At 66.2% G+C, this 22,754-nt stretch carries 25 protein-coding genes; 13 read left to right on the plus strand and 12 right to left on the minus strand.

From position 1 onward, the window contains the following. Positions 1 to 33 precede the first annotated feature (33 nt). Genes B4I46_RS06850 through B4I46_RS06860 form a run of 3 tightly spaced genes read right to left on the minus strand, consistent with a single transcriptional unit; the run spans position 34 to position 1,994 of the window. On the minus strand, positions 34 to 873 hold the full coding sequence (locus tag B4I46_RS06850) for a Ku protein (RefSeq protein WP_116053872.1): 840 nt from the start codon (positions 871 to 873) through the stop codon (positions 34 to 36). Positions 874 to 887: 14 nt separating this feature from the next. After that, positions 888 to 1,796, minus strand: coding sequence for an SDR family oxidoreductase (locus B4I46_RS06855; RefSeq protein WP_043860037.1), 909 nt, complete (start codon positions 1,794 to 1,796; stop codon positions 888 to 890). Positions 1,797 to 1,823: 27 nt separating this feature from the next. Then, positions 1,824 to 1,994: a metallothionein gene (locus B4I46_RS06860; protein WP_043860038.1), complete on the minus strand. Its 171-nt coding sequence runs from the start codon at positions 1,992 to 1,994 to the stop codon at positions 1,824 to 1,826. A gap of 189 nt (positions 1,995 to 2,183) precedes the next feature. Here B4I46_RS06860 and B4I46_RS06865 point away from each other — a divergent pair, with 189 nt between their 5' ends. Beyond that, the gene (locus tag B4I46_RS06865) at positions 2,184 to 2,798 is read left to right on the plus strand and encodes a Yip1 family protein (RefSeq protein ID WP_043860039.1); all 615 of its coding nucleotides are present in this window, start codon (positions 2,184 to 2,186) and stop codon (positions 2,796 to 2,798) included. A 15-nt stretch (positions 2,799 to 2,813) separates the two neighbouring features. On the opposite strand, the gene B4I46_RS06870 is transcribed toward B4I46_RS06865, so the two are convergent. The 3 genes from B4I46_RS06870 to B4I46_RS06880 form a co-directional block, all read right to left on the minus strand. Beyond that, on the minus strand, positions 2,814 to 3,077 hold the full coding sequence (locus tag B4I46_RS06870) for a DUF1652 domain-containing protein (protein WP_043860040.1): 264 nt from the start codon (positions 3,075 to 3,077) through the stop codon (positions 2,814 to 2,816). Positions 3,078 to 3,204: 127 nt separating this feature from the next. Then, on the minus strand, positions 3,205 to 4,158 hold the full coding sequence (locus B4I46_RS06875) for a methyltransferase (RefSeq protein WP_043860041.1): 954 nt from the start codon (positions 4,156 to 4,158) through the stop codon (positions 3,205 to 3,207). An 11-nt stretch (positions 4,159 to 4,169) separates the two neighbouring features. After that, a complete protein-coding gene (locus B4I46_RS06880; protein WP_100632708.1) occupies positions 4,170 to 5,510 on the minus strand; it encodes an iron-containing redox enzyme family protein in 1,341 nt (446 codons plus the stop codon). Positions 5,511 to 5,724: 214 nt separating this feature from the next. On the opposite strand from B4I46_RS06880, the gene B4I46_RS06885 reads away from it, so the two are divergent. The 3 genes from B4I46_RS06885 to B4I46_RS06895 all read left to right on the plus strand — a co-directional run bounded on the left by B4I46_RS06885 (position 5,725) and on the right by B4I46_RS06895 (position 6,840). Beyond that, entirely contained in the window at positions 5,725 to 5,898 is a 174-nt protein-coding gene (locus B4I46_RS06885; protein ID WP_370409158.1) for a KGG domain-containing protein, read from the plus strand. 49 nt (positions 5,899 to 5,947) lie between these two features. Further along, the gene (locus B4I46_RS06890; RefSeq protein ID WP_043860043.1) at positions 5,948 to 6,508 is read left to right on the plus strand and encodes an ATP-dependent Clp protease proteolytic subunit; all 561 of its coding nucleotides are present in this window, start codon (positions 5,948 to 5,950) and stop codon (positions 6,506 to 6,508) included. A 104-nt stretch (positions 6,509 to 6,612) separates the two neighbouring features. Continuing rightward, a complete protein-coding gene (locus B4I46_RS06895; protein WP_043860044.1) occupies positions 6,613 to 6,840 on the plus strand; it encodes a DUF6555 family protein in 228 nt (75 codons plus the stop codon). Positions 6,841 to 6,894: 54 nt separating this feature from the next. Here the strand turns inward: B4I46_RS06895 and B4I46_RS06900 are convergent, their stop codons facing one another. The 5 genes from B4I46_RS06900 to B4I46_RS06920 form a co-directional block, all read right to left on the minus strand. Further along, positions 6,895 to 7,590, minus strand: coding sequence for a glutathione S-transferase N-terminal domain-containing protein (locus tag B4I46_RS06900; RefSeq protein WP_043860045.1), 696 nt, complete (start codon positions 7,588 to 7,590; stop codon positions 6,895 to 6,897). Next, positions 7,583 to 8,119 (minus strand): GNAT family N-acetyltransferase, encoded by a 537-nt coding sequence (locus B4I46_RS06905; protein WP_043860046.1) that lies wholly within the window; start codon positions 8,117 to 8,119, stop codon positions 7,583 to 7,585. The genes B4I46_RS06900 and B4I46_RS06905 overlap by 8 nt, the downstream gene beginning before the upstream one ends. Before the next feature lie 75 nt (positions 8,120 to 8,194). Next, positions 8,195 to 8,677 carry a DUF934 domain-containing protein gene (locus tag B4I46_RS06910; protein WP_043860047.1) on the minus strand — a complete coding sequence of 161 codons (483 nt, stop codon included), beginning with the start codon at positions 8,675 to 8,677 and terminating at the stop codon, positions 8,195 to 8,197. Next, complete coding sequence (locus tag B4I46_RS06915; RefSeq protein ID WP_043860048.1) at positions 8,665 to 10,347, minus strand: nitrite/sulfite reductase; 1,683 nt, start codon at positions 10,345 to 10,347, stop codon at positions 8,665 to 8,667. The genes B4I46_RS06910 and B4I46_RS06915 overlap by 13 nt, the downstream gene beginning before the upstream one ends. Positions 10,348 to 10,530: 183 nt before the next feature. Then, on the minus strand, positions 10,531 to 11,607 hold the full coding sequence (locus B4I46_RS06920; RefSeq protein WP_043860049.1) for a sigma-54 interaction domain-containing protein: 1,077 nt from the start codon (positions 11,605 to 11,607) through the stop codon (positions 10,531 to 10,533). A 300-nt stretch (positions 11,608 to 11,907) separates the two neighbouring features. On the opposite strand from B4I46_RS06920, the gene B4I46_RS06925 reads away from it, so the two are divergent. The 3 genes from B4I46_RS06925 to B4I46_RS06935 are packed head-to-tail and all read left to right on the plus strand — an operon-like array spanning position 11,908 to position 15,921. Next, positions 11,908 to 13,131: a lipase family protein gene (locus tag B4I46_RS06925; protein ID WP_286899263.1), complete on the plus strand. Its 1,224-nt coding sequence runs from the start codon at positions 11,908 to 11,910 to the stop codon at positions 13,129 to 13,131. Positions 13,132 to 13,146: 15 nt separating this feature from the next. Next, on the plus strand, positions 13,147 to 14,343 hold the full coding sequence (locus B4I46_RS06930; RefSeq protein WP_058540253.1) for an LLM class flavin-dependent oxidoreductase: 1,197 nt from the start codon (positions 13,147 to 13,149) through the stop codon (positions 14,341 to 14,343). Positions 14,344 to 14,346: 3 nt separating this feature from the next. Then, positions 14,347 to 15,921: an ABC transporter substrate-binding protein gene (locus tag B4I46_RS06935; protein ID WP_054914430.1), complete on the plus strand. Its 1,575-nt coding sequence runs from the start codon at positions 14,347 to 14,349 to the stop codon at positions 15,919 to 15,921. 118 nt (positions 15,922 to 16,039) lie between these two features. On the opposite strand, the gene hpaA is transcribed toward B4I46_RS06935, so the two are convergent. After that, positions 16,040 to 16,942, minus strand: a complete 903-nt coding sequence (hpaA, locus tag B4I46_RS06940) for a 4-hydroxyphenylacetate catabolism regulatory protein HpaA (RefSeq protein ID WP_043860076.1) — start codon at positions 16,940 to 16,942, stop codon at positions 16,040 to 16,042. Positions 16,943 to 17,093: 151 nt separating this feature from the next. On the opposite strand from hpaA, the gene B4I46_RS06945 reads away from it, so the two are divergent. The 6 genes from B4I46_RS06945 to B4I46_RS06970 all read left to right on the plus strand — a co-directional run bounded on the left by B4I46_RS06945 (position 17,094) and on the right by B4I46_RS06970 (position 22,754). Further along, on the plus strand, positions 17,094 to 17,765 hold the full coding sequence (locus B4I46_RS06945) for a fumarylacetoacetate hydrolase family protein (protein ID WP_043860075.1): 672 nt from the start codon (positions 17,094 to 17,096) through the stop codon (positions 17,763 to 17,765). Next, positions 17,765 to 18,538 (plus strand): fumarylacetoacetate hydrolase family protein, encoded by a 774-nt coding sequence (locus tag B4I46_RS06950; protein ID WP_054914429.1) that lies wholly within the window; start codon positions 17,765 to 17,767, stop codon positions 18,536 to 18,538. Before B4I46_RS06945 ends, B4I46_RS06950 begins: the two co-directional genes overlap by 1 nt. A 5-nt stretch (positions 18,539 to 18,543) precedes the next feature. Next, a complete protein-coding gene (gene hpaE, locus B4I46_RS06955; protein ID WP_213607521.1) occupies positions 18,544 to 20,004 on the plus strand; it encodes a 5-carboxymethyl-2-hydroxymuconate semialdehyde dehydrogenase in 1,461 nt (486 codons plus the stop codon). A gap of 122 nt (positions 20,005 to 20,126) precedes the next feature. After that, positions 20,127 to 20,984 (plus strand): 3,4-dihydroxyphenylacetate 2,3-dioxygenase, encoded by an 858-nt coding sequence (hpaD, locus tag B4I46_RS06960; protein ID WP_043860073.1) that lies wholly within the window; start codon positions 20,127 to 20,129, stop codon positions 20,982 to 20,984. Positions 20,985 to 21,003: 19 nt separating this feature from the next. After that, positions 21,004 to 21,399: a 5-carboxymethyl-2-hydroxymuconate Delta-isomerase gene (locus tag B4I46_RS06965; protein ID WP_043860072.1), complete on the plus strand. Its 396-nt coding sequence runs from the start codon at positions 21,004 to 21,006 to the stop codon at positions 21,397 to 21,399. A 50-nt stretch (positions 21,400 to 21,449) separates the two neighbouring features. After that, a complete protein-coding gene (locus B4I46_RS06970; protein ID WP_043860071.1) occupies positions 21,450 to 22,754 on the plus strand; it encodes an MFS transporter in 1,305 nt (434 codons plus the stop codon).

Here is a 22,754-nt window from a genome sequence, read left to right on the forward strand (position 1 = left end):
GAGCGGGCTCGACCCGCGATGAAGCCGCCGCGGTCAGGCTTTCTTGCGCGAAGGTGCGGCCTTCTTGGCCGGCGCCTTCTTGCCCCCACCCAAGCTGCGCTTGAGCAGCTCGGTGAGGTCGATGATGTCCGCCCCCTTGCCTGCTGCCTGGTCTTCGGGCGCCTCCACGGTGGCGATCTTGCCCTGGCTGGCCTTCTCTTCCACCAGCGCCATGATGGTGTCCTTGAAGTCGTTGTGGTACTCCTGCGGCGTCCAGTGCCCGGCCATGTCCTCCACCAGACGCTTGGCCATCTGCAGCTCCTTCTTGTCCACCGTGGCCGCGCTCACGCTCTTGTCCAGCTCCAGCCCTTCGAGCCCGCGGACCTCATCGGGCCAGCGCAGGGTGATCATCACCAGGGCGTCCTCCAGCGGGCGCAGCAGCGCCAGGTGCTGCTGGGTATGCAGCACCACCTTGGCCAGCGCCACCTTGCCAGTGCTCTCCAGGGTCTGGCGCAGCAGCGCATAGACCTTGCCACCGCGCTTGTCCGGCGCCAGGTAGTACGGCGTGTCGAAGTGCTGCAGCGGGATCTCGTCACTGCCCACGAACGAGAAGATATCGATGGTCTGGGTGGCCTCAGGCCGCGCCTTGCGGATCTCGTCCTCGCTGATCACCACATAGCGGCCCTTCTCGAACGCCACGCCCTTGACGATATGCTCCTTGTCGATCTCCTTGCCGGTGACCTTGTTCACCCGCTTGTAGCCCACCGGGTCCATGCTGCGCTTGTCGAGCCAGTCGAAATCGACCCGGTCGCTGCTGACCGCCGTGGTCAGCGACACCGGGATATGCACCAGCCCGAAACTGATCGCGCCCTTCCAGATCGCCCTGCTGGCCATGCTCGTCTCCTCGCCTAAGGCAATGGGTTGCCACCGGTCACGCCGAACACTTCACCGGTGATGTAACTGGATTCCTGCGACGCCAGCAGCACGTACAGCGGCGCACACTCGGCCGGCTGGCCGGGGCGCTTCATCGGCGTGTGCCCGCCGAAGTCGGGGATCTTCTCCGGCGGCTGCCCGCCGCTGGGCTGCAGCACCGTCCAGATCGGCCCCGGTGCCACCGCGTTGACACGGATGCCGCGCTCGATCACCTGCTTGGCCAGGGCCTTGGTAAAGGCCACGATCGCCGCCTTGGTGGTGGCGTAGTCGAGCAGGGTCGCCGACGGCTGGTACGACTGGATCGATGCGGTATTGATGATGGTGGCCCCGGCCGGCATCAGCGGCACGGCCGCCTGGCACAGCCAGAACAGCGCGTACACGTTGGTCTTCATGGTGGCGTCGAACTGCTCGCTGCTGACCTGGCCCACCTGCTTGCGCGCCACCTGCTTGCCTGCCACGTTGACCAGGATGTCCAGCCCACCCAACTGGTCGTGGGCCTGGCTGACCAGTTCGCGGCAAAAGGCCTCGTCCTTGAGGTCGCCCGGCAAGGCGATGGCACGCCGGCCCTCGGCCTCGATCAACTGGATGACCTCCTTGGCATCGCTGTGCTCGATGGGCAGGTAGTTGAGCACGATGTCCGCACCCTCGCGGGCAAAGGCGATGGCCACCGCACGGCCGATCCCGGAGTCGGCGCCCGTGATCAGCGCCTTGCGCCCCTGGAGCCGGCCAAAGCCCTGGTAGCTGTGCTCACCGTGGTCCGGCTTGGGTTGCATGCCGCTGTCCAGCCCAGGCGCCGATTGGCCCTGGGCCGGAAACGGCGGTTGCGGGTACTGGGTCAGCGGGTTGCGCATGCTGTACTGGTTGCTGGGTTTTGGCGTCGACATCGGGATCCTCCGGTACGGTTCAGTGCCTCAGTGCGTGGGGGCCTGCCTGGCGCAGCCGCAGCCACTGGCAGAACAGGGTTTGCCGGCCGGGTGATGATCGGCGCAGGCCTGACAGCAATAAGACTTGCCTTCGCGTTGCACGGGGTTGTCGCCGACCTTGCAGTTGCAGTCCGGGCAGGCACAGGTCTGTTGGTCCATGGTCTTGACTCCTGAAGGTGATGGTCGTCATCGGTAGCGCCGTTTGGCGCCCCTGCAAGAAGTGACCGGCCGGCGCGCGCAATGGTTCAAGGCAGTTGGTCCGCTTGCGGCAAAGCCGATGAAACCCTGGCCGCTTTGTGACCTCCACAGAACACGAGGGGCCCTTTCGCCCCGGTACCGGAGACCGCCATGACAAGCCACCTGGTCAAGCTGTTCACCCAACCCAACTCGGCGTGGGCCGATATTCGCCACGACGAGGAAGCCCACCCGCGTCACTACCTGTCACACCTGCTGTTGCTGGCACTGATCCCCACCGTATGCCTGTTCATCGGGATCACCTCGGTGGGCTGGAGCCTGGCCGAAAACGAGAACGTGCGCCTGAGTGCCAGCAGCGCGTTGCAGCTGTGCATCCTGCTGTTTCTGGCGATCATGGCGGGCACGGTGCTGATGGGGGCATTCATCCGCTGGATGTCGCGTACCTTCGATGCACGCCCCACCCTCAACCAGTGCATCGGCTTTGCTGCCTACACCGCCACACCGTATTTCATAGCCGGGCTGGCCGGGCTGTACCCGAGCCGTTGGCTGGCGGTCACGATACTGGGCGCGGCCACGGTGTACGCGACCTTTCTGCTGTTCACCGGTCTGCCGACCTTCATGCGCATCCGCAAGGAAGACGGCCTGCTGTACTCGGCCAGCGTGTGGGGGGTGGGGTTGCTGGTGCAGGTGACCATCCTGGTGTCGATGATCCTGTTCTGGTTCAACACCCTGCAACCGGAATACCTGCGCCCGGCCGGCCTGGGCTAGCCGGGCGCATGGGGGTCAGGCGCGGTACAGCCTGCGCGGCTGCAGGCCCATGGTGCGGCGCTCTTCGCGGATCTGACCCACCAGGTCCGCGATGGCCCGCACGTCGGGCAAGGCGCTCAGCTGGATACCCGTGACCGTAAGCTCGGCATACTCGGCATCGGCCGGCAGGTGGATGGTCAGCGCCAATCCGTCGCTGCACGCCACTTCACAGCGCCATGGCAGAAAGGCGCCTTCTATCAGGCGACGCAGTTCCAGATCACACACTCCGTTCATTGGCATGATGCAACCCTCGATGTCTCAGGTGTAACCACTAGTAAGGGCCCCCCGGGCCCGACATTCAAATCGAAAACTCCAATACAGCCCCCGGCATCTGATTGACCGGGGCAATGAAACCGCACCGGCATGTTCAGCCGTTGCGCGTCACCGTCAGCCCCACCGCTGCAATGCGCTCGACCTGCTCGTAGCCAGGTTCGAGCAGTTGCTCGCCAAACACGTCAGGGTCCAGCTCCTGGTAGTGCCACGACCATTGCGGGGCGGTGAGCTGGGCACGGATGGCGGCAAGGAACGGGTCGTGCCCGTCGACCATCGCCACCCCGGTGTACAGCAGCAGCGTGCCGCCCTGGCTCAGGCGCCCGATTGCCTCGTTGACGATGCGCAGCGACAGGTCGGCGCCCAGGCTGCCGCCACCGTGCCGATAGGCGCGGCGGCCGGCATCGAGCATGTACGGCGGGTTGGCGACGATCAGGTCGAAGTTGCCGGTAATGCCCTGCAGTACATCGCTGTGCGCCACCGACACATTGGCCAGCCCGGCCAGGGCCACGTTGATCGCGCTCAGGCGCAGGGCGTCGGGGTTGATGTCCAGCGCGGTGACCTGGGCGTGCCGGCGTGCACGGCCGATCAGTATCGCCCCTACCCCGGCCCCGCAGCCGATATCCACCGCGTGGTTGATTTCGCTGAAGCGGCCCTGCAGGTGGCTGGCGATGAAGTGTGCGAAGCGATAGCTGTCGGGCCCGAAGAACACCGCATCGGCCTGCGTGGTGGGAAAGCCCGAATGCACGAACAGCAGGTCCTCCAGGCTCGACCAGCGCACCCGGCTGCGCCAGCAGTCGCCGTCTTCGTCGAGAATCTGTGCCACGCGCATCTGCGCCAGTTCGTCAGCCGACAGCAGCGAAGCGGTGAACGGACGGTTCCAGCCGAAAATGTCGCGCAGGGTGCGCGCCCGCGCCGCGCTCTGGCGCTCGTTGTTGCGCTGCTGGGTCAGCGGGGTGACGCAGGTGAAGCGGTAGCCGTCGGCCTGCAGGCGCCGGCCCAGTTGCAGCAGGGCCTTGTCCGCTTCAGGCTGGCAGGTGTTCAGCAGCATGGTGCACTCCTTCAGTTTAGGCCGGTGAGCTGGCGGTACATCCGCGTGGCCTGCAGGCCGCGCGGCAGTGCATGGCGGTTGCCGGCCATGGCGTCGATCAGGCGTTCGATACGGCACTGTGCGGGCAGCGCCTGCAGCTCGATGTCGAGCGCGGTGTCGTCCGAAGGCATCGAGGGTTGCAGGGCGCTGCCCTGGGTACGCTCGGGGTTGCCGGCCGGCTGCCAGTCGCCGGCAATCCAGTCATGCAGCAGCTGCTTTTCATACACGCTGAACACCCCGAACATCGCCGCGCCCGGCCCCTCGATCACCTGCCAGAAGCGGCTGAGCTGTGGGTCCTGCCCGCGTTTGATCCAACCCTTCTGTTCCAGCACGCCAAGAAAGCCCGGCATGCTGCCCGGCTCGGCCAGCCATTGATTGACGGTGCGCCCCTGGAAGCGGCAGTAGTCCGAATGCATGTGCTGGCCGAAGGCGCGCTTGCGTTCGAGCAGCGCCACCACCTCGGCCTCCAGGTCAAAGCCTGCGATGATCGCCGCCGAGCCCTGGCCCAGGTCGTTGAGCCGGTAGCCGGCGGCCACGCGCTGGTAGAAACGCCCGTCGTCCTGCTCCGGGCGCAACTGCTGCAGGGCCTGCACGGCCTTGCGTGCATGGCCGCTGCTGGCGTTGTCGATGGTGACGTGCAGGCGAAAGTACTGGGCATCCAGGCCCAGTTCGTCGAGCTCGTAGGCGCTGATCAGCAGGTGCAACGGCAGTTGCTCATAGCCCAGGTTGTAGCCGATCACCTCGGGCAGGAACATGTCGCTGTTGGCCCCCAGCGCCAGTTGCAGGCAGCCTTGCAGGTAACGCTCGTCGGGCAGCGGCACCGGCTCGTGGCAACCGGCCTCGGCCAGCAGGCGGCGATAGATCAGCACATGGTTGCAGGCCGGGTCGCCATCGCCCAGCTCTTCGAGGTAGATACGGATCAGCCCGTGATAGCGCGGGTCGGCCCAGTGTCGCAGCAGCCCGTGCAGCCAGGCGCCGTCCACCGCCTTGGTGGGGGCCACATGGTGCAGAAAGTATAGCGCGTGGGCGCGAGTGCTGAAATAGCGCCGGGGCGCGCCGGCCTTGCGCCCGGCCAGGTATTCGGCGTACTCGCCGGCAACTGCGGCGGTGCGCCGGTCGGTCCACGCGTCCAGTTCGCCCGGGGTTGCCGGCAGGTCGTCCTGCAGACCCTGGGTGCGCAGCAGTTGCTCGGCCAGCCAGGCGGCACTGCCCACCAGGTCACCGCGCAGCAGCGCCTGGTAGCGGTTGAGCAGGTCGCCGGCCTGAACCTGCGCCAGGTCGGCAGTCGGGCGGGTTGCGTTCATCACGGTCATGGCCGTTGTCCTCTTGGCTGCCCCTTGCAGTCGATATGCAAGGGAATGGGCGCTGCGCTGCAAAGTTCCACAGCCCCGCCAAGCGGATGAAAAAGTCGTGCGGGCTTACCGTTCGTCTCATGCACGCAAAGATTTTAAAACTTTGCCCCGTGGCCTATCTCCACACCTATGTGAGGTCCACAAGGCTTCGCATCCCAATGACATGAGGATCAGCATCATGGACAAGAAAGAAAACTCGGGAAACTTTGCCAACGACAAGAACAAGGCGTCGGAAGCCGGCAAAAAAGGTGGGCAGGCCTCCGGAGGCGGCGCTGGCAGCCAGGGCAACAAGAAGCCTGACGCCACCAAGTCTGACACCCGCAAACCAAGTGGTGGTGGTCGTAGCTGACGCTCGAGCGACCGGCGCACCGAGGGTGCGTCGGTCTTGAGGACTCTTGATGAAGCAGTACGTCATCCACTTTCACTGCCCGATCGATCAGGGCACCACCGAGCGCTTTCGCGACCGTTGCCTGCAGGCGATCGACGAAGGGGCCAGCGCCCTGCTGCTCAACCTGTCGACCATCGGCGGCAGCACCCACCTGGGGTTCTCGATCTACAGCTTTCTCAAGTCGCTGCCGGTGCCGGTCAGCGCGGTGAATGCGGGCAACATCGAATCCATGGGCATCGTGATGTACCTGGCCGCCAGCGAACGCCTGGCCGTGCCCCACTCGCGGTTTCTGATCCACCCCATGACCTGGCACTTCAGCCAGAGCGCGGTGGACCACTCGCGCCTGCGTGAATACCTGTCGAGCCTGAACAACGACCTGGAGCGCTATGCGCGGATCTTCGAACTGGAGACCGCCCATGCCGAGCGCAAACTGGACATCATCCACTGCCTGTCGGCCGAGGAACGGGTGATCCCTGCCTACGATTCGCTGGCCTGCGGCATGGCCCACCGGCTGGAACAGGTAGTGTTCGACACCGATGCCCGCCACCTCACCGTCAGCGCCGAACACTGATGTCGAACAATCAGACTGAATTATTTGGTGGCTGGAAGGTACTTAGTTAGGCGGTATGAGTGAACACGCATCGGTCACCACGTTGAAAGGATTTTCAGGGAACCATGAACAACGCAAAACTCTTCGTCATCGACTATCAATTGCACGGCAAACAGAAGTCCTTCGTGATTCGTGCCGAGGCGATGGACAACGCCGAAGCCTGGCACTGGGCCAGCTGTGACGCCGGGGTGGGGCATATTCCGCGCTATGGGCGCGAGAAGGTAAAGAAGGTCAGCAAGCCACTGGCCGAACGGTACGGAATCACCGAGGTGACGTGGCGCCAGAGCCACTGAGACGGCGCTGCGGCCAGCGCGGGCCAGGCCCGCGCTGACCGCAGCACAACCCGGTCAACCCGGAATCAGCAAGCCGCGCTGCACCGCCGGCCGCGCCAGAAACGCCTCCAGCACGCGTCGAACCTCGACGAACTCCTCGATCCGCACCAGATCCCCCGCTTCGTAGAAACCGATCAGGTTGCGCACCCACGGCAGCGTGGCGATGTCCGCGATGCCGTACTCGCCCATGATCCAGTCGCGCCCGTGCAGGCGCCGGTCCAGCACGCCCAGCAGGCGCCGCGCCTCGTCCACGTAGCGCTGCAGCGGGCGCTTGTCTTCATAGGCCTTGCCGGCGAACTTGTTGAAGAAGCCCACCTGGCCGAACATCGGGCCGATGCCGCCCATCTGGAACATCAGCCACTGGATCGTCTCGTAGCGCGCAGCCGGGTCTTCAGGCAGCAGCTGGCCGGTCTTCTCGGCCAGGTACAGCAGGATCGCCCCCGACTCGAACAGCCCCAGCGGCTTGCCCCCCGGCCCGTGCGGGTCGAGGATCGCGGGGATCTTGTTGTTGGCACTGAGCGAGATGAACTCGGCGCTCAGTTGATCCTCGGTGGCAAAGTCCACCTTGTGCGCCTCGTAGGCCAGGCCCGTCTCTTCGAGCATGATCGACACCTTCACCCCGTTGGGCGTGGGCAGCGAATACAGTTGCAGGCGCTCGGGGTGGCGGGCAGGCCATTTGCGGGTGATTGGGTAGGCAGAAAGATCAGTCATCGGCAGCCTCTGGTTCGGCAGTGGCGCAGGCGCGCACCATCACCCAGTCACGGTGACGTTCCGGCCCGCAGACAAAAATGGCCTCGCCCACCTGGCGGAAGCCATTGCGTTGGTAAAAGCGGATCGCCCGGCTGTTGTGTTCGTTGACCGTCAGGCGGATCGCCCCGCCCACCTGGGCCAGGGTGTCCTCAAGCAGGCGCTGGGCCGCGCCCTGGCCATGGTGCTCGGGCAGTACGTAGCAGCGGCTCAGTTCCGGCAGGCCGTCGGCCGCCTCGATACCCAGCGCCTGCGCCGCCTTGTCGATCAGGGTGTAGCCCACCACCACGCCGTCATGCTCCAGCACGCGCAATTGCTTGGCGCGGCTGATCAGGTGCAGGCAGAAGTGTTCGGGCTGAAGATGGCCTCGGATATAGGCGGCAAGCGCCTTGGCCGACGAATCGGCGGGGCTTGCCAGGGCGAAGGTCTGGCTGGCGATGTCGCTGAGGGCTTCAGCATCGGCCGGCCGGGCAGTACGGGTACTGAAAAGCATGCTGCAACATCCTGTCCAACGGGCGAACCTGCATGGTAGCCCGTTCCATCACCGGCGCGACAGCACCCTACGCACTCAACGTCGCCGAAACAGCGGCCTGGGCTCGATCACCGAACGCCCGTAGAGCACGCTCATGCCCTGCAGGCCCTTGAGCGCGTCGGCTGCCGACTTGTCCTCGCGCACGGCAAAACTGTCGAAACCGCACTGGCGCATGTGGCTCAGCTGGTCGCGCAGCACATCGCCGACAGCACGCAATTCGCCCTGCCAGCCCAGCCGCGTGCGCAGCAGGTAGGCCTGGCTGTAGCCACGGCCATCGCGAAACGAGGGGAAGTCGATGGCGATCAGCGGCAGCACGCCCAGCCACAGCTGCAGCGACTCGACATCGTCATCCGGCCCCAGCCACAGCCCGTGATAACCACTGGGCTGCGCCAGCCAGCGGTGCAGCGGCAAAATCAGCGCGCCCGTCGGCAGCGGCGCCTCCTGCTCGCGCAGCAACTGCCAGCTGTCGCCCTCCACAAGCTGCGCCTGCCCTTGGCGTATCGCGATCACATTGCGCATGTGGACACCTCCGGCTGCCTGGCATAGACGCGCTCCTTGAACGGCTCCAGCCCCACCCGCGCCACGGTGTCGACGAAGGGCTCGTCGAGTTCGCGGTAGGCGCAGTAGGTGGCCACGATCTGCTCGATCACGCGGGGGATCTCGGCGGCGCTGAACGACGGGCCGATCACCTTGCCCAGTGCGCTGGCCTTGCCCTGCGCCCCGCCCAGGGTCACCTGGTACCACTCGCTGCCGTTCTTGTCGACGCCCAGGATGCCGATGTTGCCGATGTGGTGGTGGCCACAGGCGTTGATGCAGCCCGAGATGTTCAGGCTCAGCTCGCCCAGGTCGTGCAGGTAGTCGAGGTCGTCGAAGCGGCTCTGGATGGCCTGGGCGATGGGGATCGACTTGGCGTTGGCCAGCGCGCAGAAGTCGCCGCCCGGGCAGGCGATGATATCGGTCAACAGGCCGATGTTGGCGGTGCCCAGGCCCTGCTCGCAGGCCAGACGCCACAGCGGGTACAGGTCGGCCTTGCGGACATCGGGCAGGATCAGGTTCTGCTCGTGGGCGATGCGGATTTCACCGAAACCGAAGTGCTCCGACCAGTCGGCCACGTTGTCCATCTGCTCGGCGGTGAGGTCGCCGGGGGGCGCCGCCGGGCCGGGCTTGGTCGACAGCACCACGCTGGCATAGCCGGCCACCTTGTGCGGCTGCACGTTGCGCGAGACCCAGCGGGCGAAGGAGCGGTCCATGGCCAGGTGGGTGCCGTAGTCCAGGTCGCCGTCGGGCTGCGCGGCGTAGCATGGCGGCGCGAAGCCTTCGGCCACCCGCTGGAACTCGGCTTCGGTAAGCTGCGCCGGGCCGTCCTTGATGTGTTGCCATTCCTGTTCGACTTCACGGGCAAAGGCCTCGATGCCCAGTGCCTTGACCAGGATCTTGATGCGCGCCTTGTACTTGTTGTCGCGCCGGCCATGGCGGTTGTACACCCGCAGGATGGCCTCGACGTACGACAGCAGGTGCTCCCACGGCAGGCCCTCGCGGATCTGCAGGCCCAGGATCGGCGTGCGCCCCAGGCCGCCGCCGACCATCACCCGCAGGCGCATCTGCTGGCGCCCGTCGCGGTAAAGGTACAGGCCGATGTCGTGCATCATGATCGCTGCGCGGTCCTGGCGGGCCGAGCAGATGGCGATCTTGAACTTGCGCGGCAGGAACAGGAACTCGGGGTTGATGGTCGACCACTGGCGCAGGATCTCGGCCAGCGGGCGCGGGTCGATGATCTCGTCGGCGGCGACGCCGGCGAAGGCCTCGGTGGTGATGTTGCGCACGCAGTTGCCGGAGGTCTGGATCGCATGCATGTCGACCTCGGCCAGGCGCTGCAGGATATCCGGCACCTGGGCCAGTTCGACCCAGTTGAACTGGATGTTCTGGCGCGTGGTGAAGTGGCCGTAGCCGCGGTCGTAGTCGCGCGCGATGCTGGCCAGGGTGCGCATCTGGCGGGCGCCGAGGGTGCCGTAGGGGATGGCCACGCGCAGCATGTAGGCATGCTTTTGCAGGTACAGGCCATTTTGCAGGCGCAGTGGCAGGAATTCTTCTTCGCTCAGTTCACCGGCAGTGAAGCGCTGCACCTGGTCGCGGAACTGGGCTACGCGCTCGAACACCAGTGCACGATCGTATTCGTCGTAGTGATACATGGTCGGACCTCATCAGGGAGGCCGCTACTATGGCTTCGAGGTGTACTGGGTTACAGATTCAGGTTGGGGGGATTAATGCGGATCAGTTGACCCGGTGGCGCCTTATCGCGGGTCAAGCCCGCTCCCACAGAACGTTCACAGCCCCTCAAGTCGGTGCACAACCTGTGGACCCGCGAAGGGCCCTTACAGGCCGACAGTATCGCTACGCTTGAGCTCGCCGATCTTCTCCAGCCGCGCCCGCACGATGTTGCGGCTGATGTTGAGCAGGCGCCCGGTCTGCAGCTGGTTTCCGTGGCAGTAGCGGTACGCGGTGCGAAACACCGTCTCTTCGATATGCTCGTACAAATCCTCGACGTTCTGCTCGAACAGCGCCGTCAGCGCCGCCTCCAGGCTCGGCGCCTCGGGCGTCTGCAGGCGCAGCGGCTGGGCGCTCTCCTCCTGGCGGATACCCACCGAACGCATGTCCACCAGGTGCAGGTCGGCCGGCTGTACCACCTGCTGGCGGCACACCAGCAAGGCATGGTGAATGGCATTCTCCAGCTCGCGGATGTTGCCTGGCCAGCTGTGCCCCAGCAGCTTGCGCTCGCTCTCCAGGCTCAGGCTGGCGCGGCTGTAGCCCAGGCGCTGGCAATGCTCCTCGAGAAAGAACTCGGCCAGCGGCAGGATGTCGCCGGGGCGCTCGCGCAGCGGCGGCAGGCGGATGGTCGCCACGTGCAGGCGGTAGAACAGGTCTTCGCGAAAGTGCCCCGCCACCACCGCATCGGCCAGGTTGACGTTGGTGGCCGCCACCAGGCGCACGTTGATCGGGATCGGCGTGCGCGACCCCAGCCGCACCACTTCGCGTTCCTGCAGCACACGCAGCAGCTTGACCTGCATGTTCAACGGCAGGTCGCCGATCTCGTCGAGAAACAGCGTGCCGCCATTGGCCGCCTCGAACCAGCCCGCCTTGCTGTTGGTGGCCCCGGTGAATGCGCCCTTTTCATGGCCGAACAACTCGCTCTCCACCAGGGTTTCGGCAAAGGCGCCGCAGTTGACCGCCACGAACGGTTCGCGACCGCGCCGGCTCAACTGGTGAATATGCCGCGCCACCAGTTCCTTGCCGGTGCCGGTCTCGCCGATGATCAGGGTGTTGGCCTCGCTCGGCGCCAGGCGCTCGATACGGGCCAGCAGTTCCTGGGAGCGAGGGTCCTTGAACACCAGCACGGTGGCACGAACGGATTTGGTCAGTTCCCGGGCATGGGGATGGGTAATCAGCGACATGGTGCATTCCTGGCATTGATAGCGCCGGCCCATAGTGCACGAAACAAATTAGAACAAATAATTATTAATTCATCTTTGTATATTCCAATTTCACCTATCAGAAACCACCTGCTGAGGCGCTGCTGCCACAGCAGCAATCCGGCCCAGGGGGTTGCTTGCAAATCAGCAGCGCGGTGCTGGGCAGCGTCTGTATGAAACCAGGAAAACCCTTCTGATTCAGCAGGTTGCGTGAATATTTCAGCATCTGGCACGGCTTTCGCTCTGCACCCGGCATCGTTGTTTCGCCCAAGGAAGCCCCTGATGAAATTCCCGCACTCCGTGGCCTTCGGCCTGAGCCTGCTCGCCCTCTCCTGCGCCGCCATGGCCGCCGACACCTACGCCCCCACGCCCGACCCGCTGCAGGGCGACGGGCGCGTTTCGGCGTTCTACCACTGGGAACAGGCGATCCCGGCCACCCCCGGCACGTTGCTGCGCAGCGAGCCGCTGGAGCAGACCCTCAGCCTGCCCGGTGCGGCCAGCCAGTTGCGCATTCTCTACAGCTCCACCGACGGCATCGACGGCAAGACCCCGATCGCGGTCTCCGGCGCGCTGTTCATTCCCCAGGGCAAGGCCCCGGCCGGCGGCTGGCCGGTGGTCACCTGGGGGCATGGCACCGTCGGCGTGGCCGACATCTGCGCGCCGTCCTGGTCGGGCCGCTCGTACCGCGACGTGCAGTACCTGGCGCGCTGGCTGAACGAGGGCTATGCCATCGTCGCCACCGACTACCAGGGCCTGGGCGTGCCCGGCGGCCACCCGCTGCTGAACAACCGCATGGCCGCCTACGGCATCCTCGATGCGGCCCGCGCCGTGGTCAGCGGGGTGCCGGGCCTGGCCAACAAGGTGCTGGTGGTCGGCCAGTCCCAGGGCGGCGCCGGGGCCTTCGCCTCTGCCGCCTATGCCCCCACCTACGCTCCGGACCTGGGCCTGAAGGGCAGCGTCGGTACCGGGGTGATCTACACCGTGGGCGCCAGCAACGTGGGTGAGCAGGACCCGAACAAGGTCGACGCGTCACTGGCCTACGGTTTCTACACCCTGCTGGCCGCGCAGCAATACGACCCGAGCATCGACCCGCGCGACTTCTACACCGACAAGGCCCTGCCACTGTTCGAACAGGCTCGCACCACCTGCCTGGCGTCGCTCACCGCCGATGTGATCGGCACCGGGCTGACCCCGGCCAACACGCGCAAGGCCAACGACGGCGCACAACTCAAGCCGTGGCTGGCGCAGGTCTCCTACCCGACGCTCAAGCTTGCGCAGCCGATCTTCATCGGCACCGGCGCCGAGGACAAGACCCCCGCTGCCGTCACCCAGGTCAGCCTGATGAAGGACGCCTGCGCTGCCGGCTCGGTGGTCGAGGGCCACCTGTACAAGGGCCTGGGCCACAGCGAGACGGTCAATGCCTCGCTCAAGGACTCGCTGCCCTTCGCGCGCAAGGTGTTCAGCGACCAGCCCGTCACCCCTATCTGCAACCCCAGCGTGCACTAAGCCCGGAGCCTGCCCATGAGCATCGAATTCTTTACCCGCCTGCCGCTGCACGGTGAAACCCAGTTCCTGCCCGGCGACCCGCGCAACCGCGGCGACTGGCATGCCGGCGGCGCCAGCACCGGCGCGGTGTCGGGGTTTGCGGTCGGTGACCACTTCACCTACATCGACTACCTGGGGCAGATTGCCCGGGCCGCCGAAATCAACGGCTTCGGCGGTGCGCTGATGGTCAATGCGCCGTCCGGCGAAGAGCCCTGGACGGTGTGCTCGCTGCTGGCCCGCGAAACCCGCACGCTGAAGTTCGTCACCGCGTTCCAGCCCTACCACTACACCCCGTGGGTGGCGGTGCAGCAGGCCGCCACCTACCAGCGCGCCAGCGGCAACCGGCTGGTGTGGAACATCATCAACGGCGGCTCGGACGCCCTCCAGCGCCAGGTCGGCGACCTGGCCGAGCACGACGAGCGCTACGCCCGCGCCACCGAGTTCATGGATGTGGTCAAGGGCTACTGGCACTCGGAGCACTTCCACTACGACGGGCGCTTCTACAAGGCCGAAGGCGGCGGCCTGCGCGGGCCGCAGAAAAAGGCCGAGCTGCCGCTGATCTGCACGGCCGGCTCGTCGATTGCCGCCCGCGAGTTCGCTGCAAAGCATGCCGACTTCTACCTGATGCGCGCCGAGCACCCCGACGAGATCGCCGCGCTGATCGCCGACATCCGCCAGCGTGCGCTCACGTTCGGCCGCAGCGACATCCGCTTCGGCCTGTCGATTGACGTGATCGCCCGCGAGACCGAGGCACTGGCGCTGGCCGAAGCCAAGCGCTTTTTCGACGAGGGCGTGGCCAGGGGGGCCGCCAAGGCCAAGGCGGCCCACGAAGGGCTGCGTACCGCGCGCAAGCTCAGCTACGAGGAGGACTACCGGCCCGAGCACGACGAGCGTGGCTTCGACGATTTCTTCATCTACCCCAACGTGTGGTCGGGCTTCAGCCACATCGGCATCCCGCCGGGCCTGGCGCTGGTGGGCAGCTACGCCAACGTGGTGGCGCGCATTCGCGAGTACAACGCGCTGGGCATCGACCTGTTCTTCCTGGCCGGCTACCCGCACCTGGAAGAAGCCTACCGCCTGGGCGAGCACGTCCTGCCGCACTTTCGCGGTGAACGGCAGGCGCTGAGCCGGCCCGTGCAGGCCACCGCGCAGTTGCGCGCGGCAGGAGCCTGAGCCATGAACCCCAACCACTACAGCCGGCGCCAGTTCATCGGCCAGGGCCTGGCCATGGGCGGCGGCCTGCTGCTGGGCACCAGCCTGCTCAGCGGCTGCGGCCCGGATGACGCCCCCGCCCCCGCCGCCGGGGTTGCCCAGCCGCGGCACGGCGGGCGCCTGCGCCTGGGCATCCTGGACGGCGGCCAGACCGGCAACCTCGACGCCCACAAGCCCATCGGCAGCGGCATCGTGCGCGGCTTTGCGCTGTACAGCAAACTGTGGGAATGGGACGAGCAGATGCAGCCGCGCCTGGCCCTGGCCGAGTTCGCCGAGGCCAGCAGCGACGCGCGCAGCTGGACCCTGCGCCTGCGCCAGGGCCTGGAATTCCACAACGCCAAGACCATCGATGCCGACGACCTGATCTTCTCGATCCGCCGCCTCACCGACCCGCAGCTGGCTTCGCCCTACGCCGCCTTGCTGCACTGGGTGGACCGCGACAACCTGGTCAAGCTCGACAACCGCACGGTGCGCCTGAGTTTCAAGGACGGCCGCAGCTTCCTGCCACTGCCGGAAACCTGGGTGAATTTCGGCGGCATCGTGCCGGTGGACTATCACCCGGTCACCAACCCGGTCGGCGCAGGGCCCTACCGGTTCAAGAGTTTCACCCCCGGCCAGCGCTCGGTGTTCAGCCGCTTCGAGAACTACTACAAGGCCGGCAGGCCGTATGCCGATGAACTGGAGATCATCGACTTCAAGGACCAGGTCTCGCGCCTGGCCGCGCTGCGTGCCGGGCAGATCGACATGGCCAACGGCATGCCCAGCGAGCAGTTGCAGGTGCTCGAGCGCGACCCGCGGCTGAACCTGGTGACGTCGATCAGCGGCAACTGGCTGTCGTTCGAAATGAACACCAGCAAGCCGCCATTCAACGACCCGCGGGTGCGCGAGGCACTGCGCCTGCTGGCCGACCGCGACGAGCTGGTGCGCCGCGCCCTCAACGGCCAGGGCCGCGTGGCCAACGACCTGTACGCCCCGTTCGACCCTACCTTCAACCACGCCCTGCCCCCGCGTGCCCATGACCCGCAGCGCGCCGCGCAACTGCTGCGCGAGGCTGGCCAGGAACACCTGCGGGTGGAACTGGTGACCACCGCCGGGCCGGCGCTGGCCTCGGCGCTGGTGCTGGCCGAGCAGGCCAGGCGCATCGGCGTGACCCTCGATGTGCGCCAGGTCGACAGCGCCACCTTCAACGGCCCGCAGCAGGACCAGTGGCTGCTGAGCACCGGCGGCACCATCGGCGCGCCATTCCTGGCCAGCGCCATGCACACCGACGCGCCGTTCGCGGTGGCCAACAAGACCCACTTCGACGACCCGCAGTTCACCCAGCTGTTTCTGCAGGCCATGGCCCAGCCGGACCTGGCCAGGCGCACCGCACTGGTTCACCAGGCGCAGCAGATCCAGTACGACAAGGGCGGCCTGCTGATCTGGGGCTACGCCAACCTGCTCGATGCGTTTTCACGCAAGGTCGGCGGCGCGGCGCCGGAGCAGACGTTGTTCAGCACCTGGCGTTTTGAAAACCTGTGGTTGAACAACGCCGCCTGAGCGCTCTGAAAAGTACAAGCGCACCCCTGTAAAAGGCATTTTTCCGTTACACCGCTACCGCCATCATGGCGGCAGCGGCGCTTGCCGCGCCTAACAACAAAAACGGAAAAATGCCATGTCAGCGCACGCCCGCCTGCCGTTGGCGGTACTCGCCCGGCGTCACCTGCGCATAGCGCAGGAAAAACCGGCTGAAGTACGCCGGGTCCTTGAAGCCCAGGCTGTAACAGATCTCGTTGGCCGAACTGCCGGTGAACAGCAGCAGGCGCTTGGCTTCCTGCATCAGGCGCTCCAGGATCAGGCGCTTGGACGGCAGGTCGGCGATACGCCGGCACACGTCATTGAGCCGCGCCTCGGTCACCCCTACCCCCAGCGCATAGCGCGACAGCGGCCAGTGCTCCAGGTAATGCGCCTCGATCAGCTCGTTGAAGCGGTGGAACACCTGCAGGTCCTCATGCCGGGTCTGGCGCGCCGGCAGCGAGCGCGCGCACAGGCGCAGCAGGCTGAGCATGATCAGCCGGGTCAGGCTGTCCAGCGCCGGGCCACGGCCCACCTGCGCGGCATTGATCTCGCGGTGCAGCTCGTCGAACAGCAGCACCAGGCGCCGCGCCTCGTCGGCAAACCGTCCCTCCAGCCCGCTCAGCGCCACGCACGCCGGCGCCACCTGCGGCCCAGGCGCCAGCGCAGGGTCGGCTTCGAGCAGTTGCCATACCAGTTGCTGGCGCACGGTCAGCACGTGGCCATCGGCGTCGGGCTCGGTGACGAACGAGTGCGGGATGGTCGGCGGGGTAAGGAAGAACATCGGCCCCGACTCCACGTACTGCTGGTCGTCCAGGTACACCCGCACCGTGCCGCTCTTGACGTAATGCACCTGAAAGTAGCGGTCGTGGCGGTGCACCGGCATGTTGCGGCCGAAAAAGCCGGCCAGGTTGCCGAGCTTGTCGTAATGCACCTCGGCATCGCTGTACCGCTGGTCGTAGACCTGCCCGATGTTGATGTTGGGAATCGGCGTGCGTTCGTTCATGACGGGGTTTCCTGCTGTGTTCTTGTTCTGCCGGCAGCTTAACGCCTGACACGCGCCGCTTGCCTTTAGTTAACATCTTAATTATAACGTTAACACATTAACGATTTGTCCCGCAGGGTGCTTGCCGCCCTGCCCTTGCCAGGAGAAGAGCATGAGCCGTGCCCTGCACGACGTTGCCACCGGCACCCTGTTCGGCGTTGCGCTGAACTACCAGGGGTTGCTGAACCAGCGTCTCGCCGAATTCGAACAGGCGCCGTACCAGAAGCCCCCGGTCAAGCCGGTGCTGTTCATCAAGACCCCCAACACGCGCAACCGCCATGGCGCCCCGGTGGTGTACCCGCAAGGTGTCGAACGCCTGCAGCCGGGCCCGGCGCTGGGCGTGGTGATCGGCAAGCGCGCCAGCCGCGTGAGCGTCGAACAGGCCCTGGAGCACGTGGCCGGCTACACCATCGTCAACGAGTTCAGCCTGCCCGAAGACAGCTACTACCGCCCGGCGGTCAAGGCCAAGTGCCGCGATGGTTTCTGCGTACTCGGCCCTGAGCTGGTGCCGACCGCGCAGGTGGCCGACCCGCATCAGCTGGCCATCGAGCTGTTCGTCAATGGCGAACTGCGCCAGCACAACAGCACCGCCAACCTGGTGCGCAACATCCCGCAGCTGATCGCCGAGATCAGCGAGTTCATGACCCTGCACGCAGGCGACGTGCTGATTACCGGCACCCCCGAAGGCCGCGTGGACGTGCTGCCAGGCGATCAGGTCGAGGTCCGGATCAGCGGCCTGGGCCGCCTGGCCAACCCGATCGTGGCCGAACAGGAGCAACGCTGATGAAACACGCCCGTATCCGTTACCAGGGCCAGGACCACGCCGTGACCGTGGAAGATGGCAACAACGTGCGCCTGGCCGATGGCCGCCTGCTCGCCGAGCACGAGGTGCAGTGGTTGCCGCCGGCCACCGGCAGCATGTTCGCGCTGGGCCTGAACTACGCCGACCACGCCGCCGAACTGGCCTTTGCCGCACCCACCGAGCCGCTGGCCTTCGTCAAGTCGCCCGGTACCTACACCGGCCACAACCAGGTCACCTGGCGCCCGGACAACGTCAAGTACATGCACTACGAGTGCGAGCTGGTGGCGGTGATCGGCAAGCCGGCGCGCAACGTCAGGCGCGAGGACGCGCTGCAGTACCTGGCCGGCTACACGGTGTGCAACGACTACGCGATCCGCGACTACCTGGAGAACTACTACCGCCCCAACCTGCGGGTGAAGAACCGCGACGCCACCACCCCGGTGGGCCCGTGGATGGTCGATGTGGCCGATGTGCCGGATGCGTCCAACCTCACCCTGCGCACCTGGATCAACGGTGAGCTCAAGCAGCAGGGCAGCACCCGCGACATGATCTTCGACATCCCCTACCTGATCGAATACCTGTCCAGCTTCATGACCCTGCAACCGGGCGACATGATCGCCACCGGCACCCCCGAAGGCCTGGCCGACGTGGTGCCGGGTGATGAAGTGGTGGTGGAAGTGGAAGGTGTCGGCCGCCTGGTCAACCGCATTGTCAGCGAAGCCGAGTTCTTCGCGCTGAACCCGCAAGAGGCATGAACCCGATGATCAAGCACTGGATCAATGGCCGTGAGGTCGAAAGCAAGGACGTCTTCGTCAACTACAACCCGGCCACCGGCGAGGCCATCGGCGAAGTCGCCAGCGGCGGCGCCGAAGAAGTTGCCCAGGCAGTTGCAGCAGCCCGGGAGGCGTTCCCCAAATGGGCCGGCACCCCGGCCAGGGAGCGTGCGCGGCTGATGCGCAGGCTGGGCGAGCTGATCGAGCAGAACGTGCCCCGGCTGGCCGAGCTGGAAACCCTGGATACCGGCCTGCCGATTCACCAGACCAAGAACGTGCTGATCCCGCGGGCCTCGCACAACTTCGACTTCTTCGCCGAAGTGTGCACGCGCATGGATGGCCACACCTACCCGGTCGACGACCAGATGCTCAACTACACCCTGTACCAGCCGGTCGGCGTGTGTGCGCTGGTGTCGCCGTGGAACGTGCCGTTCATGACCGCCACCTGGAAGACCGCGCCCTGCCTGGCCCTGGGCAACACGGCGGTGCTGAAGATGAGCGAACTGTCGCCGCTGACCGCCAACGAACTGGGCCGCCTGGCGGTAGAGGCCGGCATCCCCAATGGCGTGCTCAACGTGATCCAGGGCTACGGCGCCACCGCAGGCGATGCCCTGGTGCGTCACCCGGACGTACGCGCCATCTCGTTCACCGGCGGCACCGCCACCGGCAAGAAGATCATGCAGACCGCGGGCCTTAAGAAGTACTCGATGGAACTGGGCGGCAAGTCGCCGGTGCTGATCTTCGAGGACGCCGACCTCGAGCGCGCGCTGGACGCGGCGCTGTTCACCATCTTCTCGCTCAACGGCGAGCGCTGCACCGCCGGCAGCCGCATCTTCATTCAAGAGAGCGTGTACCCGCAGTTCGTGGCCGAGTTCGCGGCGCGGGCCAGGCGCCTGATCGTGGGCGACCCGCAAGACCCCAAGACCCAGGTCGGCTCGATGATCACCCAGGCCCACTACGACAAGGTGACCGGCTATATCCGCATCGGCATCGAGGAAGGCGCCACCCTGCTGGCCGGTGGCCTGGAGCGCCCGGCCAACCTGCCGGCGCACCTGGCGCGCGGGCAGTTCATCCAGCCCACGGTGTTTGCCGACGTGAGCAACAGCATGCGCATCGCCCAGGAGGAGATCTTCGGCCCGGTGGTGTGCCTGATCCCGTTCAAGGACGAGGCCGAGGCACTGAAGCTGGCCAACGACACCGAGTACGGGCTGGCCTCGTACATCTGGACCCAGGACATCGGCAAGGCGCATCGCCTGGCCCATGGCATCGAGGCCGGCATGGTGTTCATCAACAGCCAGAACGTGCGTGACCTGCGCCAGCCGTTCGGCGGGGTGAAGGGTTCCGGTACCGGCCGCGAAGGTGGCCAGTACAGCTTCGAGGTGTTTGCCGAGATCAAGAACGTGTGCGTGTCGATGGGCAGCCACGCCATTCCGCGCTGGGGCCTCTAAGCGCATCGCGGGTCAAGCCCGCTCCTACAGGGACCGCAATGATCCTTGTGGGAGCGGGCTTGACCCGCGATGGCGAACTCACTGACCCACCACAAGAACAACAGATCCAGGAGTACCCCACCATGGGCGAAGTCGTCCTCGCAGCCAAAGTCTGCCACGTCCCCTCGATGTACCTGTCCGAACTGCCCGGCAAGCACCACGGTTGCCGCGAGGCCGCCATCGCCGGCCACAAGGAGATCGGCCGCCGCGCCCGCGAACTGGGCGCCGACACCGCCGTGGTGTTCGATGTGCACTGGCTGGTCAACAGCGGCTACCACATCAACTGCGGCGAGCACTTCAAGGGCACCTACACCAGCAACGAACTGCCGCACTTCATCAAGAACATGGACTTCGAGTACCCCGGCCTGCCGGCACTGGGCGAGTTGATCGCACAGGAGGCCAATGCCGCCGACGTGCGCACCCTGGCCCACAACATCCCGAGCCTGGAGCTGGAATACGGCACCCTGGTACCGATGCGCTACATGCACATGGACGTGCCCGCCGCCGACAGACTCAAGGTGGTGTCCATCGCCGCCTGGTGCGCCTGGCACCGCCTGGAAGACAGCTTCACGTTCGGCGCCGCCGTGCGCCGGGCCATCGAAAAGAGCGACCGCAAGGTGCTGGTGCTGGCCTCCGGCTCGCTCTCGCACCGCTTCTCGGATGACCGCAACGCCGAGGCCAACATCCACAACTGGACCCGCGAATTCGACAAGCAGATGGACCTGCGCGTGGTGGAACTGTGGAAGCAGGGCCGCTTCAGGGAGTTCTGCGCGATGCTGCCCGACTACGCCAGCCACTGCTACGGCGAAGGTGGCATGCACGACACCGCGATGCTGCTGGGCCTGCTTGGCGGCGCCGACTACGACAGGCCGGTGGAGGTGCTGACCGAGCCGTTCGGCAGCTCCGGCACCGGCCAGATCAACGCCATCTTCCCCGTCTGACGCCGCCAAGGAGCCCAGGATGCCCCACTTCATCGCCGAGTACACCGACAACCTCCAAGCCCAGGCCGACCTGCCCGGCCTGTTCGAAAAGGTCCACCACTGCCTGGGCGCCACGGGCGTGTTCCCGCTGGGCGGCATCCGCAGCCGTGCGGTGCGCCTGGACACCTGGCGCATGGCCGACGGGCAGCACGACTACGCCTTCGTGCACATGACCCTCAAGGTCGGCCACGGGCGCGACCTGGCCACCCGCGAACAGGTGGCCAAGGCCCTGTTCGCGGTGATCACCGAGCACTTTGCCGACCTGCAGAGCCAGCGCCTGCTGGCCCTGTCGTTCGAAATGATCGAGCTGCACCCGCAACTGAACTTCAAGCAGAACAACGTGCACGCGTTTCTGAACCAGCAGCAGCCGGGCTGAACCCGGCCCTGCGCTCCCCCATCGGCCCTCTGACCAAAAAGAACAAGATCATGAGCACAGCCAATACCGCCGCATCGGCCAGCCTTGCCCAGCACGACTCCACCCACGGCACCGTCACCTGGCGGCTGATGCCGCTGCTGCTGGTCTGCTACCTGTTTGCCCACCTGGACCGCATCAACATCGGCTTCGCCAAGATGCAGATGAGCAGCGACCTGCACTTCAGCGACACGGTGTACGGCTTCGGTGCCGGCCTGTTCTTCATCGCCTACGCGCTGTTCGGCGTACCCAGCAACATGGCCCTGGACCGGGTCGGCCCGCGGCGCTGGATCGCCACCTTGATGATCGTGTGGGGCGCGCTGTCCACCGGCATGCTGTGGGTCGAGTCGGCCTCGGGCTTCTACGTGCTGCGCTTTCTGCTGGGCGTGGCCGAGGCCGGGTTCTTCCCCGGCATCCTGGTGTACCTCAACCGCTGGTACCCGGCCCGGCGCCGTGGCCAGATCACCGCGCTGTTCGCGATTGCCGTGCCGATGGCCGGGGTGATCGGCGGGCCGCTGTCGGGCGGCATCCTGGAACTGTTTCACGACGCCGCCGGCCTGCGCGGCTGGCAGTGGATGTTCCTGATCGAAGGGGCCCCGGTGATGCTGCTGGGCCTGGTGGTGCTCAAGCGCCTGCCCGACAGCTTCGAGCACGTCAGCTGGCTGGACGCCGGCCAGAAGCAGCACCTGCGCGAGCAGTTGGCCAGCGAAGAGCAACGCAAGTCGATCACCTCGTTCGGCGGCATCCTGCGCAACCGTCAGGTATGGCTGCTGGTGGCGGTGTACTTCGCGGTGATGCTTGCGGTCAACACCCTGGCCTTCTGGATGCCGACCCTGATCCACGGCGCCGGTATCGGCAGCGACGGCCGCGTGGGCCTGCTCAGCGCCATCCCTTACCTGGCCGGCTGCCTGTTCATGATCGCCTGCGGGCGCTCGTCCGACCGCCAGCGCGAGCGGCGCTGGCACCTGTGCGTGCCGCTGCTGATGTCGGCACTCGGCATCGCCGTGGCCGGGCTGGCCCCGGGCAACCCGCTGATGGTGCTGGGCGGCCTGATCGTCGCCGGCATGGGCGCCAGCGCCGCCCTGCCGATGTTCTGGCAGCTGCCGCCGGCGTTTCTGTCCAACACCACGCAGGCGGCCGGTATCGCGCTGATCAGCTCGTTCGGCAGCATCGCCTCGTTCCTTGCGCCCTACCTGATCGGCTGGATGCGCGACACCACCCACAGCGCCAGCCTTGCGCTGTACGTGCTGGCCCTGTTCATCGCCCTGGGTGGCCTGCTGGTGCTGCGCACCCGGGCTGCCATCGTCAACCCCCAGTAA

This window comes from Pseudomonas sp. UBA7500 (genome assembly GCF_002478435.1).
GTDB classification, from domain to species: domain Bacteria; phylum Pseudomonadota; class Gammaproteobacteria; order Pseudomonadales; family Pseudomonadaceae; genus Aquipseudomonas; species Aquipseudomonas palmensis.

Excerpts from the sequence above, each read along its gene's own strand:
- B4I46_RS06870 (WP_043860040.1), bottom strand. The coding sequence starts at position 3,077 with ATGCCAATGAACGGAGTGTGTGATCTGGAACTGCGTCGCCTGATAGAA.
- B4I46_RS06900 (WP_043860045.1), bottom strand. The coding sequence starts at position 7,590 with ATGACTGATCTTTCTGCCTACCCAATCACCCGCAAATGGCCTGCCCGC.
- B4I46_RS06890 (WP_043860043.1), top strand. The coding sequence starts at position 5,948 with ATGAAGCAGTACGTCATCCACTTTCACTGCCCGATCGATCAGGGCACC.
- B4I46_RS06910 (WP_043860047.1), bottom strand. The coding sequence starts at position 8,677 with ATGCGCAATGTGATCGCGATACGCCAAGGGCAGGCGCAGCTTGTGGAG.
- B4I46_RS06850 (WP_116053872.1), bottom strand. The coding sequence starts at position 873 with ATGGCCAGCAGGGCGATCTGGAAGGGCGCGATCAGTTTCGGGCTGGTG.
- B4I46_RS06895 (WP_043860044.1), top strand. The coding sequence starts at position 6,613 with ATGAACAACGCAAAACTCTTCGTCATCGACTATCAATTGCACGGCAAA.
- hpaA (WP_043860076.1), bottom strand. The coding sequence starts at position 16,942 with ATGAACGAACGCACGCCGATTCCCAACATCAACATCGGGCAGGTCTAC.
- hpaE (WP_213607521.1), top strand. The coding sequence starts at position 18,544 with ATGATCAAGCACTGGATCAATGGCCGTGAGGTCGAAAGCAAGGACGTC.
- B4I46_RS06930 (WP_058540253.1), top strand. The coding sequence starts at position 13,147 with ATGAGCATCGAATTCTTTACCCGCCTGCCGCTGCACGGTGAAACCCAG.
- B4I46_RS06855 (WP_043860037.1), bottom strand. The coding sequence starts at position 1,796 with ATGTCGACGCCAAAACCCAGCAACCAGTACAGCATGCGCAACCCGCTG.
- B4I46_RS06965 (WP_043860072.1), top strand. The coding sequence starts at position 21,004 with ATGCCCCACTTCATCGCCGAGTACACCGACAACCTCCAAGCCCAGGCC.
- B4I46_RS06915 (WP_043860048.1), bottom strand. The coding sequence starts at position 10,347 with ATGTATCACTACGACGAATACGATCGTGCACTGGTGTTCGAGCGCGTA.
- B4I46_RS06935 (WP_054914430.1), top strand. The coding sequence starts at position 14,347 with ATGAACCCCAACCACTACAGCCGGCGCCAGTTCATCGGCCAGGGCCTG.
- hpaD (WP_043860073.1), top strand. The coding sequence starts at position 20,127 with ATGGGCGAAGTCGTCCTCGCAGCCAAAGTCTGCCACGTCCCCTCGATG.
- B4I46_RS06920 (WP_043860049.1), bottom strand. The coding sequence starts at position 11,607 with ATGTCGCTGATTACCCATCCCCATGCCCGGGAACTGACCAAATCCGTT.
- B4I46_RS06880 (WP_100632708.1), bottom strand. The coding sequence starts at position 5,510 with ATGACCGTGATGAACGCAACCCGCCCGACTGCCGACCTGGCGCAGGTT.
- B4I46_RS06865 (WP_043860039.1), top strand. The coding sequence starts at position 2,184 with ATGACAAGCCACCTGGTCAAGCTGTTCACCCAACCCAACTCGGCGTGG.
- B4I46_RS06905 (WP_043860046.1), bottom strand. The coding sequence starts at position 8,119 with ATGCTTTTCAGTACCCGTACTGCCCGGCCGGCCGATGCTGAAGCCCTC.
- B4I46_RS06860 (WP_043860038.1), bottom strand. The coding sequence starts at position 1,994 with ATGGACCAACAGACCTGTGCCTGCCCGGACTGCAACTGCAAGGTCGGC.
- B4I46_RS06925 (WP_286899263.1), top strand. The coding sequence starts at position 11,908 with ATGAAATTCCCGCACTCCGTGGCCTTCGGCCTGAGCCTGCTCGCCCTC.
- B4I46_RS06950 (WP_054914429.1), top strand. The coding sequence starts at position 17,765 with ATGAAACACGCCCGTATCCGTTACCAGGGCCAGGACCACGCCGTGACC.
- B4I46_RS06970 (WP_043860071.1), top strand. The coding sequence starts at position 21,450 with ATGAGCACAGCCAATACCGCCGCATCGGCCAGCCTTGCCCAGCACGAC.
- B4I46_RS06945 (WP_043860075.1), top strand. The coding sequence starts at position 17,094 with ATGAGCCGTGCCCTGCACGACGTTGCCACCGGCACCCTGTTCGGCGTT.
- B4I46_RS06875 (WP_043860041.1), bottom strand. The coding sequence starts at position 4,158 with ATGCTGCTGAACACCTGCCAGCCTGAAGCGGACAAGGCCCTGCTGCAA.